We start from the raw sequence: 17,661 nt of genomic DNA, 5'->3' as shown, positions 1-17,661 counted from the left end.
CTGATCGCGAAACTCGGCGCATGCTGGACCTGCTGGCCGACGAGGTCAGCGGCACCCTGACACGCAAGAGCCAGATCGCCGATCCTCGCAATCCCGTGGTCGGCACGAGGCTGATCCGAGAATGGAATGGGGTCGAGCACACGATCACGGTCCTGCGGGACGGGTTCGAGTGGCAAGGCCGCCCCTACAAATCCTTGTCCGCGATCGCGCGCGCGATCACCGGGACGCGCTGGAATGGCTACCGCTTCTTCGGGTTGCGCGAACGAAAGCGGGGGAATGATTGATGGATCAGCGCGCAAATCCCATCCGCCGCCAGCGCTGCGCCATCTACACGCGCAAATCCTCCGAGGAAGGGCTGGAGCAAGAGTTCAACAGCCTGCACGCCCAGCGAGAGGCCTGCGAAGCCTACATCGCCAGCCAGCGCTCCGAGGGTTGGGTGCTGGTCCGCGATCAGTATGACGACGGCGGCATCTCAGGTGGGACTCTGGAACGGCCCGGCTTGAAGCGGCTACTGGAGGATATCGAGGACGGGCTGGTCGACGTGGTCGTGGTCTACAAGATCGACCGCCTTTCGCGGTCGCTGATGGACTTCTCGAAGCTGGTCGAGGTCTTCGACCGCAATGGCGTGACCTTCGTGTCGGTCACGCAGTCCTTCAACACCACCACCTCCATGGGGCGGCTGACGCTGAACATCCTGCTCAGCTTCGCTCAGTTCGAGCGCGAGGTCACGGCCGAGCGCATCCGCGACAAGGTCCGCGCTTCCCGCATGAAGGGCATGTGGATGGGCGGATATGTCCCGCTCGGGTACGATGTGAAGGACCGCAAGCTCGTGGTGAACGAGGAAGAGGCCGCCACCGTGCGGGGCATCTTCGAGAGGTTCGTCGAGGTCGGATCAGCGACCGTGCTGGCCCGTGAACTGCGCCGCAAAGGCCTCCGCAACAAGCAGGGCACCTTGGTCGACAAGGGATATCTCTACAGGGTGCTGGTGAACCGCGTCTATCGCGGCGATGCGGTCCACAAGGGCAAGGCCTATCCCGGCGAACATCAGGCCATCATCGACGCGCAGCTGTGGGATCAGGTCCATGCCATCTTGCGACAGAACCCGCGAAAGCGCGCCAACAACACCCGCGCGCAGGCGCCTGCATTGCTCAAGGGCCTGATCTTTACGGCCACGGGCGCCGCCATGACCCCGAGCAGCACGAAGAAGGGCGCGCGGCGATACCGGTACTACGTCTCGATGGACGTCATAAAGAATCGCGAACCCAGCGATGAAGGCATCCCGCGCCGCCTTCCGGCCGACCTCGTGGAAGCGGCCGTGGTGACCGAGTTGCGGCGGGTGATGCGCGCGCCCTCGATCACGGCACAGGTCATCGCCCACTTGGCGCGCGAGGGTCACGCCTTCGCTGAGGCCGACGTGATCTCTGCGCTGCAGACGTTCGAGGACGTCTGGGGCCAACTGTTCCCTGCGGAGCAGACCCGGATCGTGCAGTTATTGGTGCGCCGGGTCACCGTCACGTCCGAGGGGCTGGTCATCGATGTCCGGACCGACGGCGTCTCGGGCGTCATGCGCGACATGATGGCACCACGCAAGAAGGTGGCGGCCGAATGACGAATTTCGACGAGTCCATCCAGATCTTCGTGCCGCTCAAGGTCCGCAAGCAGAACGGGCGGCCGAAGATCATGCCGCCAGCAACCTATTTGCCGAGCGAAGACCGGACGCAGGATCCGCATATCCTGCGCGCCATCGGCCGGGCGTGGGGCTGGCGGCGGCGCATGGAGGCTGGCGAATTCAATACGGTCACCGATCTGGCGAAGGCCGTCGGGCTGGCCGAACGCCATGTCAGCCGACAGCTGCGGCTCGCCTATCTCGCGCCGGGAGTCCTCAAGCGCTTGGTTTACAAGCGTGAGGTGCCCGCCGTGACCCTGTTGAAACTGACCGATGTCGCGGCCCTGCCATGGCACGAACAGCCGGAGCGGGTGTTCGACTGAGGCTCAGTGAAAGCTCGCCTGAAACGTCGTCGCGGTCAGGGAGACATGCGCGTCCAGCGGCGGGTGCAGCTCGAACGCCTTCGGCTCGCGTGAGAAATTCCACAGCCGGAACAGACGCCATTCCGACCGTCGCTCCTCGGCCACGGCCAGTTCGTTGCGGGTGATGTGGAAGGGCGTGCGCTCCCATCCGTTCGTCGTCTTGACCTCGATCAGCCGCGAGAGCCCGTCCGGGGCGAAACTCGCGATGTCGTAGCCCGCGCCATCGCCATCTTCCTCCGACACCCAGCGCACCTTGCGCGCCAGATCGTCCCGTCCCGCCGTCCGCAAGGCCGCCCGCTCATGCGCCAGGACGCGCTCTTCGCCCGCGCGGCCGAGTGCCCGGTTGCGCTCGTCCCGGCCCGCCACGTCGAACTTCCGGGCGATGTGCAGCATCTGGTCCAGCTCCTGCGGCGGCGGCTGGTTCGACAGCGTCGGCGGCGGTCCGATCCAGATCTGCGCCGCCTCGCGTAGGCCAGCGGCGGGTTGCAGCCCCGGTTGGCGCCCGAGCCAGGCGGGGTTCAGCGCCAGCCACCGCGCCACGGCATCCACCAAGGTCATCTGGAAATTGAACGCGGGCTTGTAGCCGGGGACCCAGTCCTCGCCGAGCCCCTTCAGCACCGCGCTGATGTTCTGGTGCTTGAACTCGACGGACCCCTCGGACCGGTTGTTCAGCAGAGGCAGCAGCGCGCGGCGATGCGCGGCCTTGCTGTAGCGGCGCGCGGAGATGTCGTCGGCCAGCATCGCGAAGTAATCCGCGACGATCAGGTCGTTCTCTTCATCCGTCCAGGGCCCGTTCGACATTGCGCTAGGCTATGGGCGCGAAGTCTGTTTGTCATCAGAGACTTCCGGCAGGGTTTTCGCTGGTTTCGTCGACCGTACTCACTGCCGCGCTGAGCTCGTGATCGGCCGCCACGGAACCGTCCTCCCAACCGCCCTGCGCCTTCGTGTCAGTCTCCGTTACCAGATTAGCTTGCGAACGGGACGACCCCATGAACGCGGCAACCCATTGGAAATGCGAGGATGTTTTGCGCCGTCCCGTGGCCGTCGAGGGGCGCTCGAAGAGAGACGCAGGCCATTCGGAGACCCATTCCGCGTCAAGCGCCCAGTCTCCGAAGGGCGGATGGCCCTGCCAACGCCCTTTGAAACAAAAAGAAAAAAGGCCCCAATCGGGGCCCCTGGACGGATTCAGTATCTGAATGTGGCGGAGGCTCAGGGATTCGAACCCTGGGGACGCTCTCACGCCCAACGGTTTTCAAGACCGCCGCATTCGACCACTCTGCCAAACCTCCGGTGAGCGTTGGCATAGCGTCACAATTTCGATTCTGAAAGCGGCCGCGGGGGAAAATCTGCGCAAGGGTGCCGTCAGACTTTTCTTGACGCGATGAAGTCTGTAAGCTTCGCGCAAAACAACGAGCGGCGCGGGGCGACAGGCCCGGACATGCGCGCGCCATGGCATAGCAGAAGGCGAGCAGGCAATGGACATCAGGATCACCAACTCTCCGCTGTGGCACAGCTTAAGGACAACCGCGATGTGCGGTGTCGCATTGATCGCGCTTGCCAGCTGCGACGCCGCGACCATGCCCGCCTTCCTGCAGGGTGGCGGGGGTGCCAACGCGCAGGACGGTACGGCCTCGTCGGGCACACGCTCCACGCGGCTGGTCGAGCGGGATGTCGAAGCGCCCGAAGTTTTCCAGGTGAGCGAGAATGGCCTCTGGGACGGTCGCCCGTCGCTGGGTGGTGTCTGGGCGGCGCATCCGGATGTGTCCGAACCCGAACGCGTGATCATCCGCAACGAGGCCAACGGCAATTTCGTCATCGGCGCGCTGTTCCGCAAGGAACGCGAGACGCCCGGTCCGCGCCTGCAGATTTCATCCGATGCCGCCGCAGCCCTCGGCGTTCTGGCCGGTGCGCCGACACAGCTCAATGTCGTGGCCCTGCGCCGCGAGGAGGTGCCCGACGACGCCACCTCCGCCCCGCCGCAAGATGCGCCGGTGGGCGATGGCACTTTCGCCGCACCGACCGATGTGGCCGAAACCACGCTTGACCCGATTGCGGGCGCGGCAGCTGCCGCACTCGATGCCACACCTGCGGCTGCACCGGCCGCCACACCGGAACCTGCGCCTGCCACATCCACGCTGGACAGGCCCTTCATCCAGATCGGCATCTTCAGCATCGAACAGAACGCCAACAATACCGCAACCGCGATGCGTCAGGCCGGAATGGTGCCCACGGTGCTTGAACAATCCTCAAGCGGCAAGACCTTCTGGCGCGTGCTGGTCGGACCGGCACAGACCCGCGCAGAGCGCAGCGCCCTGCTTGCCAAGATCAAGGATACCGGGTTTACCGACGCCTATGCGGTCACCAACTGACCCCTCACCGCAGGTATGACAGGAGAGCTGCCATGATCCGCGACTACCGCGTCCTTGTTTCCGCCACCCTTGCCGCGCTGCTGTTGTCCAGCGTGTCGGCGTCCGCTTTTGACACGCAGGCCTCTGCGGCCTTTGTGCTGGACGAAAAGACCGGCACCGTTCTGCTTGCAAAAAACGCCGATGTGCCCTTGCCGCCCGCGTCGATGTCCAAGCTGATGACGCTGTACATCGCCTTCGAGGCGGTGCGCGACGGTCGGTTGCGCATGGACGAGGAACTGCTTGTATCGGCGCATGCCAATTCCTTTGGCGGCTCCACGCTCTTCCTGCGACAGGGCGAACGGGTGACGGTCGAAGACCTGATCCGGGGCGTGATCGTCCTGTCCGGCAATGATGCCAGCGTGGTTCTCGCCGAAGCGCTGTCACCCGACGGGACGGAAGCCGGGTTTTCGCGCATGATGACCCAGCGCGCCCAGCAATTGGGCATGAGCAATTCGATCTTCAAGAACTCCAGCGGCTGGCCCGCCGATGGTCACGTGATGTCGATGCGCGACCTGACCCTGCTCGCGCAGCGCATCATCGAGGAATTCCCGGATTTCTACAAGATGTTCGCGGAAACCGAGTTTCTCTTCGACGAGGCGGAATCGTCGAACCGGTTCAACCGCAACCCGCTTCTGCCTCTGAATATCGGGGCCGATGGCCTCAAGACCGGCCACACGCAGGAAGCGGGGTACGGTCTGGTGGGCTCTGCCAAACAGGGTGACCGCCGGGTGATCTTCACAATCACCGGGCTTGATACGGCGCGGGCACGGTCCGAGGAATCGGAAGCCATCGTCAACTGGGCCTTCCGTCAGTTCGCCGAAAAGACCGTCACCCGCGCAGGTGCGGTGATCGCGCAAGCCGATGTCTGGATGGGCGCAAGCGACACGGTTGACCTCATGGCCAAAGAAGACGTGACGCTGCTTTTGCCGAACACGCCGGGTCAGGATGTCACAGCGGAGGTGGTCTATACCGGCCCCATCGAGGCGCCGATTTCTGAGGGTCGGCAACTGGCCGAGCTGATCATCAGCCCCGAAGGCCTGCCTGAACATCGCATCCCGCTGTTCGCAGCCAGTGCAGTGCCCGCAAGCGGGTTCCTGTCGCGCATGATAAGCGTGTCGCAGGCTTTGATGGGTCGTCTGCAAGCCCCTGCCGAGGAAACGATGTGAACCGAGCCGGGCTGTTTCTCAGCTTCGAAGGCATCGACGGTTCAGGCAAATCCACACAGGCGCGTATGCTGGCGGACAGGCTGCGCAACGATGGTGTGGACGTGGTGCACACCCGCGAACCCGGCGGTTCTCCGGGGGCTGAGGAAATCCGCGCTTTGGTCTTGCAGGGTGATCCCGACCGCTGGTCCGCCGAGACCGAGATCCTGCTCTTCACAGCCGCGCGACGGGACCATCTGGAACGCACGATCCAGCCCGCGCTTCACGCGGGCAAGGTGGTCATTTGCGACCGGTTTGCCGACAGCACGCGGATGTATCAGGGCCTGTCGCGTGGCAACCTGCGGGCCAAGGTGGATGCGCTGCACGATCTGATGATCGGGGTCGAGCCTGACCTGACGCTTCTGATCGACATGGACCCCGCGCTTGGCCTCAGCCGCGCGAAAGCCCGCAACACGGTCGAGGAACGATTCGAGGATTTCGGCGCCAGTCTGCAAGAGGCGATGCGCGCAGGCTTTCTGGCTCTGGCGCTGGAATATGCCGACCGATTCCGCGTGATCGACGGCGCGCGCGATGCCGACAGCGTTGCAGAGGATGTCTGGGCTGCGGTAAGCCCGCATCTGACATGAGCGACCCAACACAACCAGAACCCGACCGGATCGAGGGCGCGCCGCATCCGCGCGAGACGCATCTTCTTTATGGTCAGGACGCGGCGCAGGCGGATTTCCTGCAGGCTTTCGGCTCGGACCGGCTGCATCACGGCTGGCTGATCACCGGCCCGCGCGGTGTCGGCAAGGCGACGCTGGCCTGGCAGATCGCGAGATTCCTGCTGGCGACGCCCCTTGTGCGGGAGGATGGCCTCTTTGGCGCACCGCCACCGCCCACCGATCTGCACATTGCGCCCGATCACCCTGTGTCGCGCCGCATGTTGGCCGGGTCGGAGGCGGGGCTCTTTGCGCTGCGCCGCCCCTATGACGACAAGGCCAAGCGCCTGAAGGCGCAGATCACCGTGGACGAGGTGCGCCGCCTCAAGGGGTTCTTTGCGCTCTCCTCCGCCGATGGCGGACGCCGCGTGGTGATCGTCGATACCGCTGACGACATGAACGTCAGCGCCGCCAATGCGATCCTCAAACTGCTCGAAGAACCGCCAGACCGCACGACGCTTCTGCTGGTCAGCCACCAGCCCTCTCGGCTTTTGCCCACGATCCGGTCGCGCTGCCGCGAATTGCGGCTGGCCCCGCTCAATGCCGCCGATATGGCGCAGGCACTGGCCGCGACCGAGATCGAACAAGACGTCTCGAACCCCGCGGCCCTTGCCGCGCTGTCGGGTGGGTCGGTGGGCGAGGCCGTGCGCCTGATGCAGCAGGACGGGCTGAAGCTCTACGCCGATCTGGTCAAGCTGCTCTCGACCCTGCCCGACCTCAGCCGTCCCCATGCCATCGCCTTGGCTGAAAGCGCGGCTGGCCGGGGCAAGGAAGACCGGCTTGACCTGCTCTTGGGTCTTTTCGACCGCGCGCTGACCCGGCTTGCCCGCACCGGCGCGCTTGGGCAGCCGCCAGACCCCGAGGCCGCAACACAAGAAGCCCAGACCTTTCAGCGCCTCTGCCCTTCGCCCGCCGCCGCCCGCACATGGGCGCAGATTGCGCAGGATCAGGGCGAACGCCTGCGCCACGGACGTGCCGTGAATGTCGAGGCGGGATCGCTGGTCCTGTCGAGCTTTCTGGCGTTGCAGGACGGCTGCCCTCGGCCCTGATCCGGGCGCAAGCCACGTCTTGACGCCCCTGCTCGCATCCCCGATACCACCCCCATGTTGACACCACGCATCACCGACAGCCATTGCCATCTGGACTTCCCGGATTTCGACGATGAACGCGCCGAGATCATCGCCCGTGCGCAGGATGCGGGCGTGCGGCGGATGGTGACGATCTGCACCCGGTTGCGGCTGGAACCGCAGGTGCGCGCCATCGCCGAAGCGTTCGACCCGGTGTTCTACGCCGCTGGAACCCACCCGATGAGTGCTGCGGATGAACCGCTGGCCACGGTGGAGGAATTGGTCGCACTGGCGCAACATCCCAAATTCGTCGGCATCGGCGAAACCGGGTTGGATTACCACTATACGTCCGACAGCGCCGAGGTGCAGAAAACCTCGCTCCGCGTGCATATCGAGGCGGCACAGGAAACCGGCCTGCCGCTGATCATCCACGCCCGTGCCGCCGATGACGACATGGCACAAATCCTCACGCAAGGCTTCAAGACCAAGCCCTATACCTGCGTGATGCATTGCTTTTCCTCGTCCGCGGATCTGGCCCGCGCGGCTCTGGACCTTGGCTTCTACCTGTCGATGTCCGGCATCGCCGCCTTTCCCAAAAGCCAGGAGCTGCGCGATATCTTCGCGAGCGCACCGGTGGACCGCGTTCTGGTGGAAACCGACAGCCCCTACCTTGCGCCACCCCCGCATCGCGGCAAGCGCAATGAACCGGCCTACACCGCCCACACCGCCCGCGTCGGGGCGGATCTCTACGGCATGGACTACGCCGACTTTGCCGCCCAGACCGAGGCGAATTTCGACAGGCTGTTCTGGAAAGCCGCGCAATACGAGGCTGCCGCGTGATGGGCGAGATGCGCTTTACCATCCTTGGCTGCGGATCGTCGGGCGGTGTGCCGCGCCTTGGCGGTATCTGGGGCGCCTGTGATCCCGACAACCCCCGCAACACCCGCCGCCGCTGTTCCATGCTGGTCGAACGGGTGACCGATGCGGGCATCACCCGCGTGCTGATCGACACCAGCCCCGACATGCGCGCGCAACTTCTGGGCGCCGGGATCGGCGAACTGGACGCGGTGATCTACACCCACAGCCATGCCGACCATGTGCACGGGCTCGACGATCTGCGCATGATCGTCTTCAACATGCGCAAGCGGCTGGCCGTCTGGGCCGATGGCGACACGCAGAACGACCTTTTCTCGCGCTTCGGCTATGCTTTCGTGCAGCCCTCGGACAGCCCCTATCCGCCGATCCTCGACATGCACACGATCAAGGGACCCGTTCAGATCGACGGTGCCGGAGGAGAGATCACCCTGACGCCGTTCAAGGTGAACCACGGCAGCATCGACGCGCTGGGGTTCCGCATCGGCGATCTGGCCTACCTGCCCGATGTCGCCGAGATACCCGAGGATGTCTGGACCGACCATCTGCAAGACCTCGATGTCTGGATTCTCGATGCGCTGCGCCGCGATCCCCACCCCACCCATGCGCATCTGGCCCTGTCGCTCGAATGGATGGCCCGCGCCAGGCCCCGGCGCGGTGTACTGACCAACATGCATGTCGATCTCGACTACGCCACGGTCGAGGCCGAGACCCCGGACCATATCACACCGGCCTATGACGGCATGGTCATCACGCAGCCACTGGAGTGACGCCAACCGCAGGATACGGCGGGCGAACCGAACGGGACATGACCTGACATGCAGGCGCTGATCGACATCATCCTGCCGGTCTTTCTGGTCATCGGTTTCGGCTACGTCGTGGCGTGGCGCGGGTTGATGAGTGAATCGTCCATCGACGGGCTGATGATCTTTACGCAGAACGTCGCGATCCCCTGCCTGCTGTTCCGCGCGATCTGGAACCTCGACATCGGTGACAGTTTCTCGGTGCCGCTGCTCATCAGCTTCTACACCGGGTCGCTCTCCTGCTTCGTCGTCGGCCTGTTTGGTGCGCGGTACCTCTTCAAGCGCGACTGGGAAGACGCGGTGGTCATCGGGTTCACCTGCCTTTTCGCCAATTCCGTCCTGCTGGGCCTTGCGATCACCGAACGCGCCTTTGGGCCGGACTCGCTCTCGGCCAATTACGCGATCATCGCGCTGCATTCGCCGTTCTGCTACGGGCTGGGCATCACGGTGATGGAGTTCGTGCGCGCCCGCGCCGCCAACAAGCCGAACCGTGATCTGCCCAAGATCGTCGCCAAGGCGATGTTCCGCAATGCGCTGGTGATCGGCATTGCCATCGGCGCTTTGTTCAACCTGCTTGACGTAAGCTTGCCCGCGCCTTTCACCGAAGCGCTGGACATGATGGTGCGCACCGCCCTGCCCGCCGCCTTGTTCGCGATGGGCGGCGTGCTCTACCGCTACCGGCCCGAGGGCGACATGCGGATCATCCTCTTTGTCTGCGCGATCAGCCTGCTCTTGCACCCTGCCATCACCTGGAGTGTCGGCACTGCCTTTGCACTGGAAGACAGCGCCTTCCGCAGCGCAGTCCTGACGGCGGCGATGGCACCGGGGGTGAACTGCTACGTCTTCGCCAACATCTATGGCCGCGCGCGCCGGGTTGCCGCGTCCTCTGTGCTGATGGCCAGCGCCCTGTCGGTGATCACCGCGTGGATCTGGCTGGGCACCCTGCCCTGACGCGTCCCGATCTCCGGGCTGTTCATCTTGTATCCAATCGGATACAAGAGCGACATGTCAGATACCGGGAAATCCACCCACTCCAGCGGTGAAGCCGCCTATGCCAGCCTGATCGAGGCCCTTCGCAGCGGCGAGTTCGCCCCCGGCGACCGGCTGCGCGAAGAGGATGTGGCCAAGCGGCTGGACCTGTCCCGCACCCCCGTGCGCGAGGCGCTGCGGCGGCTTGAGAACAACGGCATCGTCGAACACCGCCCGCGCATCGGCGCGGTGATCCGCAAGCTCAGCCGGACCGAGATCGTCGAGCTTTACGAGATGCGCATCGTGCTGGAACGCACCGCTGCGCGCATGGCGGCACAGCACGGGTCAGAGGCCGAGTTCGACGCGCTCGATCACATGAACGCCCGCATCCTCGATGCGCAGGACACCCCGACGCTGGGCGCCGCGATCAACCACGACTTTCACGAAGCGCTCTACCGCGCGGCGCGCAACCGGTTCCTGCTGGCGTCTGCCGAGGCGATCAACAACACGCTGATCCTGCTGGGCCCGACCACCTATCTTGATCCCGACCGCATCCGCATCGTCGTGTCGCAGCATGGCGATGTGACCACCGCCCTGCGCCAGCGCGACGGCGACCTTGCCGCCGATGCCGCAGAGGCGCATCTGCAAACCTCGCTGCGCTACCGGCTCAAGGGGATGTCGACGTGATCGTCCTGTGGCGCACCTTTGCCATCGCGGGTGTTGGGGTTGCGCTGTTCAAACTGCTGAACCTGCCGCTGCCATGGCTGATGGGTCCGCTTTTTGCCTGCCTTGCGGCGGCACTTGCGGGCATCCCGATGCGCGGAGTGCCGCTGCTCAACGACACGATGCGCACGATCCTTGGCGTTGCCGTCGGCGCGACGCTGACCCCCGCCGTGCTGGCGACCTTTCCGGCGATGTGGCCGACGCTGATGATGGTGCCGATCATGGTCACCGTGATCGGGGTGATCGGCGTGCCCTATTTTCAGCGCTTCTGCGGGTATGATTTCGCCACCTCCTATTACGCGACCATGCCCGGCGGGTTGCAGGACATGATCGTCTTCGGCGAAGAGGCGGGCGCGAATGTCCGCACACTCAGCCTGATCCATGCGACGCGGATGCTGGTCATCGTTGTGGCGCTGCCGTTTCTGCTGATCGGCATATGGGACGCCGACCTGTCGAACCCACCCGGTGCCCCGGCGACCAGCGTGCCGCCGCAGGAACTGCTGCTGATGGCGGTCTGCGCGATCACTGGCTGGCAGCTGGCGCAACGGGTGGGGCTGTTCGGCGCGTCGATCCTCGGGCCGCTGATCGTGACCGCCGCGCTGACCCTTGCGGGCGGGTTGCACAACCGTCCCCCGGCCGAGGCGATCTGGGCGGCCCAGTTCTTTATCGGCATGACCATCGGCACCAAATACGCGGGCATCACCATGGCCGAGATCCGCAAGGATCTGGCTGCCGGTCTGGGGTTTTGCCTGATCCTGATCGTGCTGACGCTGATCTTTGTCGAGGCGATCTACGGGCTGGGCTTTGCGCCGGGGATGGAAACCCTGCTGGCCTTTGCCCCCGGCGGTCAGGCGGAGCTGACGGTTCTGGCGCTGATCGTCGGGGCTGACGTGGCCTTCGTGGTGGCGCATCACATGCTGCGGATCTTCGTGGTGATCATGGGCGCGCCCTTGGCGGCGCGGGTGTTCAAAACGCGGTTTGCAAAGTAGCAAAGCCGGGTTTGCAAACCGAACTGCCCCCTTTTCTCTGGCCTTGGCCACGGGTATCAGGGGCGTCCGACCGAAGCAGAGGACAGCTGACGTGACCCAGACCGCCGACCGCATCGCCCGCACCATCGCCACCGATATCAGCGCCCGCCCCGATCAGGTGACCGCCGCCGTGAGCCTGCTGGATGGCGGTGCAACGGTGCCCTTCGTGGCGCGCTACCGCAAGGAAGCCACCGGTGGGCTGGACGACACGCAGCTGCGCACCTTGGCCGATCGTCTGGTCTACCTGCGCGAGTTGGAAGCCCGCCGCGAGAGCATCCTCGGGTCGATCAAGGATCAGGGCAAGCTGACCGACGCACTGGCCCGCGCCATTGCCGGGGCCGAGACCAAGGCCACACTTGAAGACATCTACCTGCCGTTCAAACCCAAGCGCCGCACCAAGGCAATGATCGCCCGCGAAAACGGGCTCGAGCCGCTGCTGCGCGCCATTCTGGACAATCGGCCCGCCGACCCCGAAACCCTTGGCGCTGCGTATATCACCGAGGCCGTGCCCACGACCAAGGACGCGCTGAACGGTGCGCGCGACATCCTGACCGAGGAACTGAGCGAGAACGCCGACCTGCTGGGCCGCCTGCGGTCCTTCATGCACGAGACCGCGCTGATCACCGCCCGTGTGCACCCCGGCAAGGAAGCGGTGGGTGCCAAGTTCTCGGATTATTTCGATCACCGCGAGAAATGGTCCACGATCCCCTCGCACCGGGCGCTGGCGATCCTGCGTGCCGCCAAGGAAGAGATCGTCACCGTCGATATCGCGCCTGACCCCGAAACCGACGCGCCCCGTGCTGTCGGCATCATCGCGGCATCCATCGGCATTCCCGGCAGTGCGCCGGGGGATGCGTGGCTGCGCGCGGCGGCGGACTGGACATGGCGCGTCAAGCTGAGCCTGACGATGTATGTCGACCTGATGGGCGACCTGCGCAAGCGCGCCCATGACGAGGCCATCGCGGTCTTTGCCCGCAACCTGCGCGACCTGCTGCTGGCCGCCCCTGCGGGGCCGCGCGCGACGCTGGGCCTTGATCCGGGCATCCGCACGGGCGTCAAGGCAGCGGTGGTGGATGCCACCGGCAAGGTGCTCGAGACCGCCACGCTTTATCCGTTCCAGCCGCGCATGGATGCGGCGGGCGCGCAATCCGCGATCGCCGCGATGATCCGCCGTCACGGGATCGAGCTGATCGCCATCGGCAATGGCACGGCCAGCCGCGAAACCGAACGGCTGGTGGCCGAGACGCTCAAGCACCTGCCGCAGGGCAGCGCGCGCCCCGCCAGCGTGATCGTGTCCGAAGCGGGCGCGTCCGTCTATTCGGCGTCGGAACTGGCGGCGCAGGAGTTTCCCGATCTCGACGTGTCGCTGCGCGGGGCCGTGTCGATCGCGCGCCGCCTGCAGGATCCGCTGGCCGAACTGGTGAAGATCACGCCGCAATCCATTGGTGTCGGGCAATATCAGCATGATGTGGACCAGCGCCGCCTGACACAGGCGCTCGACGCGGTGGTCGAGGATGCGGTGAACGCGGTGGGTGTCGATCTGAACATGGCCTCTGCGCCGCTTCTGGCGCGGGTCGCGGGGCTTGGACCTTCGTTGGCGCAGGCCATCGTGACGCATCGCGACGCGCATGGGCGGTTTCCGGCGCGCAAGGCGCTGCTCAAGGTGGCGGGGCTTGGCCCCAAGGCGTTCGAGCAATGCGCGGGCTTTCTGCGGTTGCGCGACAGCACCGAGCCGCTGGACGCCACCTCGGTCCACCCCGAAGCCTATGACGTGGCGCGGCGCATCGTGAAGGCCTGCGGGCGCGATATTCGCGCCATCATGGGTGCCCCCGAGGCGTTGCGCGGATTGCGCGCCGAGGCGTTCGTGGATGACCGCTTCGGCCTGCCCACCGTGCGCGATATCCTGTCCGAGCTGGAAAAACCGGGCCGCGACCCCCGCCCCGATTTCGTCACCGCGCGCTTTGCCGATGGCGTCGACGACATCAAGGATCTGCGTCCCGGCATGTCTCTTGAAGGCACAGTGACCAATGTCGCGGCCTTTGGGGCCTTCGTCGATATCGGCGTGCATCAGGACGGGTTGGTGCATGTCAGCCAACTGGCCGACCGGTTCGTCAAGGACCCGCATGAGGTGGTCAAGGCCGGGGACGTGGTGCGCGTGCGCGTGGTCGAGGTGGATGTCCCGCGCAAGCGCATCGGGTTGACCATGCGCAAGGACAACGCAGACGGAGCGGCCCCGGCGCAGGGCAGGAAAGCACCCGAGAAGACGTCAGAGCAGCCACGGTCGCCCAAACCGCAACGGGGGCCAAAGCCTGCACCGCAGGCCGCATCGCAAGGCGCGCTGGGTGATGCTCTGCGCAATGCGATGCTGGGCAAATCGAAATCCGACTGACCGCAGGCTCCGGCACCTGAAACGGTGTCGGATCGTCTTGTCTTATCCGGCACACATCCTAAGGTCCCTCCAACGTCATCACATTTAACGAGGGAAGCCACTCATGCCTGATGGAAGCAGCACGCCGTCGCGGCGCAGCGTTGTCGTATCCGAGTTCACCAACTCGGTTCTCGATCCCGATGCGCCGATGCTCGGCCCGATCGAGAACGGCGGGACGATCATCGCCAACACGGCACCGGGGTGCTGGGGCCCGATGATCACTCCGCGCCTGCGGGGTGGCCACGAGGTCACAACGCCGGTGTTCGTGCAGGGGGCCGAAGTGGGCGATGCCGTGGCGATCCGCATTCGCGACATCACCGTGACCTCCATTGCAACGGCTTCGGGACATGACAGCTCTCCCGAGGGGTTCTGTCTGGGTGATCCCTATGTCGCCGCGCGCTGCCCGGTTTGCGACACGGTCTGGCCGGAAACCCATGTCGAAGGGATCGGACAGGACGCGGTGAAATGCGACGCCTGCGGCAACGCTGTCACACCGTTTGCAATCGTGCATGGCTACACCGTCACCTTTGACGAGACCCGCAGCGTCGGCCTGACCCTGCCGCAAGAGGCCGCCGAAACCATCGCGCGCAATGCCGATCACTATGCCGCCCTGCCCGATGGCAGCCGCCAGCATTCGATCCTGACCTATGCGCCCTCGGACATGCCGGGCACGCTGGTGCGGATGCGCCCCTTCATGGGTCAACTGGGCACCTGCCCGTCGATGGCGATGCCCGACAGCCACAATGCCGGCGATTTCGGGGCCTTCCTTGTCGGCGCGCCGCATGATTACGCCATCACCGAAGAGCAGCTTGTCCAGCACAAGACCGATGGGCACATGGATATCGACGCCGTGCGCGCCGGTGCGATCCTTGTCTGCCCGGTCAAGGTGCCCGGTGCGGGCGTCTATATGGGCGACATGCATGCCGCCCAGGGGGATGGCGAGATCGCAGGCCACACGATGGATGTGTCGGGCAGCGTCACGCTTCAGGTCGAGGTGATCAAGAATTACCCCATCGACGGACCCGTGCTGTTCCCGCTCGAGGAAGACCTGCCGCCGCTGGCCAAGCCGTTCACCGATGCCGAAAAGGCCAAGGGTCAGAAGCTGGCCACCAAGTGGGGCGTGTCCGAGATCGACGCGCTGGCCCCCATTTCGGTGATCGGAACCGCTTCCAATCTGAACGCCGCCATCGACAATGGCCTTGCCCGTGCGGCGACCTTGCTGGGCATGACAGTCGCCGAAGTGCGCAACCGCGCGACGGTCAACGGTGCCATCGAGATCGGCCGTGCGCCGGGGGTCATCCAGGTGACGTTCCTCGCGCCACTGGCCAAGCTGGATGCGGTGGGCCTTGGCGATTACGCCCGCGAGCAATACGGGCTCTAGGACCCGAGATCGGGGCTGCGGCACAGCGATGTGATCCGCAGCCCCTGCCCCTTTGGTGCCGCAAGGCGTCGCAAAAGGCATAGACGCCGCCGGGGCGACGACCTATCCCGTTGGCATGACCACAGCAACTTCGATCCCCCCCTCCACCGACCGCATCCTTGCCGGTGTCGTTCTGATGCTGGGCTTCTGCGTGACCGCTCCCTTGCTGGACGTGGCGGCCAAGCTGGCGTCGAGCAGCATTCCCGTCGGTCAGATCACCACGGCGCGGTTTGTCGTGCAATGCGCGCTGATGGCGCCTTTCGTGTGGCTCATGGGGCTATCTCTGCGGGTGCCACGGGCGCAATGGGCGGCGCTGCTGTTCCGCTCGGCGCTGCTGTTCGTGTCGACCTTCTGCTTCATCGCCGCGATCCGCGTGATGCCTCTGGCCGATGCGCTGGCCATCGTGTTCGTGGCCCCGTTCATCGTGCTGCTGGTGGGCAAGTTCTACCTTGGCGAGGATGTCGGCCCGCGCCGCGTGGGCGCTGCGATGGTGGGCTTTGTCGGTGTGCTCTTCGTGATCCAGCCCAGTTTCGCGGCCTTTGGCAGCGTGGCGCTGTTTCCGCTCGGCACGGCGGTGGGATTCGCGTTCTACATCCTCGTGACGCGCGGGCTGTCGCGCAAGCTGCATCCGGTGGCGCTGCAATTCCACACCGGGCTGATCGCCAGCGTGTTCTGCCTGCCGGTGATGGTGCTGGCGAACGGCAGCGGATCGGCGCTGCTGGACCCGGTCTGGCCCGAGGGGATTGCATGGCTCTGGCTGTTCGGGGTCGGGTTCTTTGCCACGGTCAGCCACATGATGATGACCTACGCGCTGTCGCTCGCCCCTTCCGCCACGCTGGCACCGCTGCAATACCTGGAGCTGCCGGTGGCGACGTTGCTGGGCTATCTCGTGTTCCGGGATTTCCCCAACGCGCTGACACTGACCGGCATCGCGATCATCATCGGAGCGGGGCTCTACATGATCCACCGCGAACGCGTCACCGCGCGGCAGTTGATCACCGAACGCGCCGCGCCGCCGATCTGACGCAAAACCATCTGCCCCAAGGGGCATCTTTGCTTGCTATTCGAAATTTCGGGAAATTGGTGCGGTCGAGAAGACTCGAACTTCCACGGGTGTTACCCCACAGCGACCTCAACGCTGCGCGTCTACCATTCCGCCACGACCGCACTGTCTTGACTGGTAGGCGGGTGATTACCGAAGGTCGCAATCGGGAGCAAGGGCAAATTTCGAGAAACCTTCGCGCCCCCAGGCGATGGCCGTCGAGGGGGTGACATTGCGGCTTGCGGGCGCCATATCCCGATGATCAAGGAGGCGGGGCCGTTGCCCCGGTAGCGCGCATGGTTGAATGGATCATCTCCGACGGGCTGACCGATTACGACGAGGCCGTGGCCACGATGGAGGCCCGCGCGGCGTCGATTGCCGAAGGGTCGGCAGATGAGCTCGTGTGGCTGTTGGAACATCCGCCGCTTTACACGGCGGGGACGAGTGCCAGGATCGAAGACCTGAAAGACCCCGACCGCTTTCCCGTCTACCCCTCCAAGCGCGGCGGGCAGTACACCTATCACGGTCCGGGGCAGCGGGTGGTCTATGTGATGCTCGATGTCGGCAAGCGAGGGCGCGACGTGCGCTGTTTTGTCCAGGACCTCGAACGGTGGGTCATTGCGACGCTGGGAGAGTTCGGTCTGACCGGCCATATCCGCGACGGGCGGGTGGGCGTCTGGATCGAACGTCCCGACAAGAAACTATTGCAGGATGGAAAAATCGCCGAGGACAAGATCGCGGCGATTGGCATCCGTTTGCGCAAATGGATCAGTTTTCATGGCATCTCGATCAATGTGGAACCGGACCTGACCCATTTTGACGGGATCGTGCCCTGCGGGATCACGCAGTACGGCGTCACGTCCTTGGTCGATCTGGGATTGCCGGTCACGATGGAGGACCTGGATGTGGCGTTGCGTCAGAGTTTCGACGGCGTTTTCGGCGGTGCAGCAAAACTGACACGCAGCTGTCACGAATCTGATACGCGAATCCGGTGAATTGCTGTCGACC

General features: G+C 65.0%; 17 protein-coding genes and 2 tRNA genes. 16 read left to right on the top strand and 3 right to left on the bottom strand.

What is annotated here, in order from left to right:
- The 3 genes from IEV82_RS13585 to IEV82_RS13575 all read left to right on the top strand — a co-directional run.
- A partial coding sequence (locus tag IEV82_RS13585; RefSeq protein WP_188482573.1) for a DUF2924 domain-containing protein occupies window positions 1-284 on the top strand: 284 nt, incomplete at its 5' end.
- Complete coding sequence (locus IEV82_RS13580) at window positions 284-1,609, top strand: recombinase family protein (RefSeq protein ID WP_188482572.1); 1,326 nt, start codon at window positions 284-286, stop codon at window positions 1,607-1,609. The genes IEV82_RS13585 and IEV82_RS13580, both read left to right, overlap by 1 nt.
- Complete coding sequence (locus IEV82_RS13575; RefSeq protein WP_188482571.1) at window positions 1,606-1,989, top strand: ParB/RepB/Spo0J family partition protein; 384 nt, start codon at window positions 1,606-1,608, stop codon at window positions 1,987-1,989. Before IEV82_RS13580 ends, IEV82_RS13575 begins: the two co-directional genes overlap by 4 nt.
- A gap of 3 nt (window positions 1,990-1,992) precedes the next feature.
- On the opposite strand, the gene IEV82_RS13570 is transcribed toward IEV82_RS13575, so the two are convergent.
- Together IEV82_RS13570 and IEV82_RS13565 are read right to left on the bottom strand one after the other, a co-directional pair.
- Entirely contained in the window at window positions 1,993-2,829 is an 837-nt protein-coding gene (locus IEV82_RS13570) for a protein NO VEIN domain-containing protein (protein WP_188482570.1), read from the bottom strand.
- A gap of 398 nt (window positions 2,830-3,227) precedes the next feature.
- A tRNA-Ser gene (locus tag IEV82_RS13565) sits at window positions 3,228-3,317 on the bottom strand.
- 186 nt (window positions 3,318-3,503) lie between these two features.
- Between IEV82_RS13565 and IEV82_RS13560 the strand changes: the two genes are divergently transcribed.
- The 12 genes from IEV82_RS13560 to IEV82_RS13505 all read left to right on the top strand — a co-directional run bounded on the left by IEV82_RS13560 (window position 3,504) and on the right by IEV82_RS13505 (window position 16,635).
- Window positions 3,504-4,397: an SPOR domain-containing protein gene (locus tag IEV82_RS13560; RefSeq protein WP_373285221.1), complete on the top strand. Its 894-nt coding sequence runs from the start codon at window positions 3,504-3,506 to the stop codon at window positions 4,395-4,397.
- A gap of 32 nt (window positions 4,398-4,429) precedes the next feature.
- Window positions 4,430-5,602 (top strand): D-alanyl-D-alanine carboxypeptidase family protein, encoded by a 1,173-nt coding sequence (locus IEV82_RS13555; protein WP_188482569.1) that lies wholly within the window; start codon window positions 4,430-4,432, stop codon window positions 5,600-5,602.
- The gene (gene tmk / locus IEV82_RS13550; RefSeq protein ID WP_188482568.1) at window positions 5,599-6,225 is read left to right on the top strand and encodes a dTMP kinase; all 627 of its coding nucleotides are present in this window, start codon (window positions 5,599-5,601) and stop codon (window positions 6,223-6,225) included. The genes IEV82_RS13555 and tmk overlap by 4 nt, the downstream gene beginning before the upstream one ends.
- Entirely contained in the window at window positions 6,222-7,349 is a 1,128-nt protein-coding gene (locus IEV82_RS13545; protein WP_188482567.1) for a DNA polymerase III subunit delta', read from the top strand. The genes tmk and IEV82_RS13545 overlap by 4 nt, the downstream gene beginning before the upstream one ends.
- 54 nt (window positions 7,350-7,403) lie before the next feature.
- A complete protein-coding gene (locus tag IEV82_RS13540; protein ID WP_188482566.1) occupies window positions 7,404-8,207 on the top strand; it encodes a TatD family hydrolase in 804 nt (267 codons plus the stop codon).
- Entirely contained in the window at window positions 8,207-9,010 is an 804-nt protein-coding gene (locus IEV82_RS13535; protein WP_188482587.1) for an MBL fold metallo-hydrolase, read from the top strand. Before IEV82_RS13540 ends, IEV82_RS13535 begins: the two co-directional genes overlap by 1 nt.
- Before the next feature lie 48 nt (window positions 9,011-9,058).
- On the top strand, window positions 9,059-9,994 hold the full coding sequence (locus IEV82_RS13530; RefSeq protein ID WP_188482565.1) for an AEC family transporter: 936 nt from the start codon (window positions 9,059-9,061) through the stop codon (window positions 9,992-9,994).
- 54 nt (window positions 9,995-10,048) lie between these two features.
- On the top strand, window positions 10,049-10,699 hold the full coding sequence (locus tag IEV82_RS13525; RefSeq protein WP_188482564.1) for a GntR family transcriptional regulator: 651 nt from the start codon (window positions 10,049-10,051) through the stop codon (window positions 10,697-10,699).
- A complete protein-coding gene (locus IEV82_RS13520; RefSeq protein WP_188482563.1) occupies window positions 10,696-11,724 on the top strand; it encodes an AbrB family transcriptional regulator in 1,029 nt (342 codons plus the stop codon). The genes IEV82_RS13525 and IEV82_RS13520 overlap by 4 nt, the downstream gene beginning before the upstream one ends.
- A gap of 91 nt (window positions 11,725-11,815) precedes the next feature.
- A complete protein-coding gene (locus IEV82_RS13515; protein ID WP_188482562.1) occupies window positions 11,816-14,152 on the top strand; it encodes a Tex family protein in 2,337 nt (778 codons plus the stop codon).
- Window positions 14,153-14,255: 103 nt separating this feature from the next.
- Entirely contained in the window at window positions 14,256-15,572 is a 1,317-nt protein-coding gene (locus IEV82_RS13510) for an acetamidase/formamidase family protein (protein WP_188482561.1), read from the top strand.
- 115 nt (window positions 15,573-15,687) lie between these two features.
- A complete protein-coding gene (locus IEV82_RS13505; RefSeq protein WP_188482560.1) occupies window positions 15,688-16,635 on the top strand; it encodes a DMT family transporter in 948 nt (315 codons plus the stop codon).
- A gap of 57 nt (window positions 16,636-16,692) precedes the next feature.
- On the opposite strand, the gene IEV82_RS13500 is transcribed toward IEV82_RS13505, so the two are convergent.
- Window positions 16,693-16,778, bottom strand: a tRNA-Leu gene (locus IEV82_RS13500).
- 171 nt (window positions 16,779-16,949) lie between these two features.
- On the opposite strand from IEV82_RS13500, the gene lipB reads away from it, so the two are divergent.
- A complete protein-coding gene (gene lipB / locus IEV82_RS13495) occupies window positions 16,950-17,648 on the top strand; it encodes a lipoyl(octanoyl) transferase LipB (protein WP_188482559.1) in 699 nt (232 codons plus the stop codon).
- Window positions 17,649-17,661: the final 13 nt, after the last annotated feature.

The organism is Marivita lacus, from assembly GCF_014637725.1.
Taxonomy (GTDB): Bacteria; Pseudomonadota; Alphaproteobacteria; order Rhodobacterales; family Rhodobacteraceae; genus Marivita; species Marivita lacus.
The sequence above is the reverse complement of the archived record's forward strand: the minus strand, read 5'-3'. Positions and strand labels throughout refer to the sequence as shown.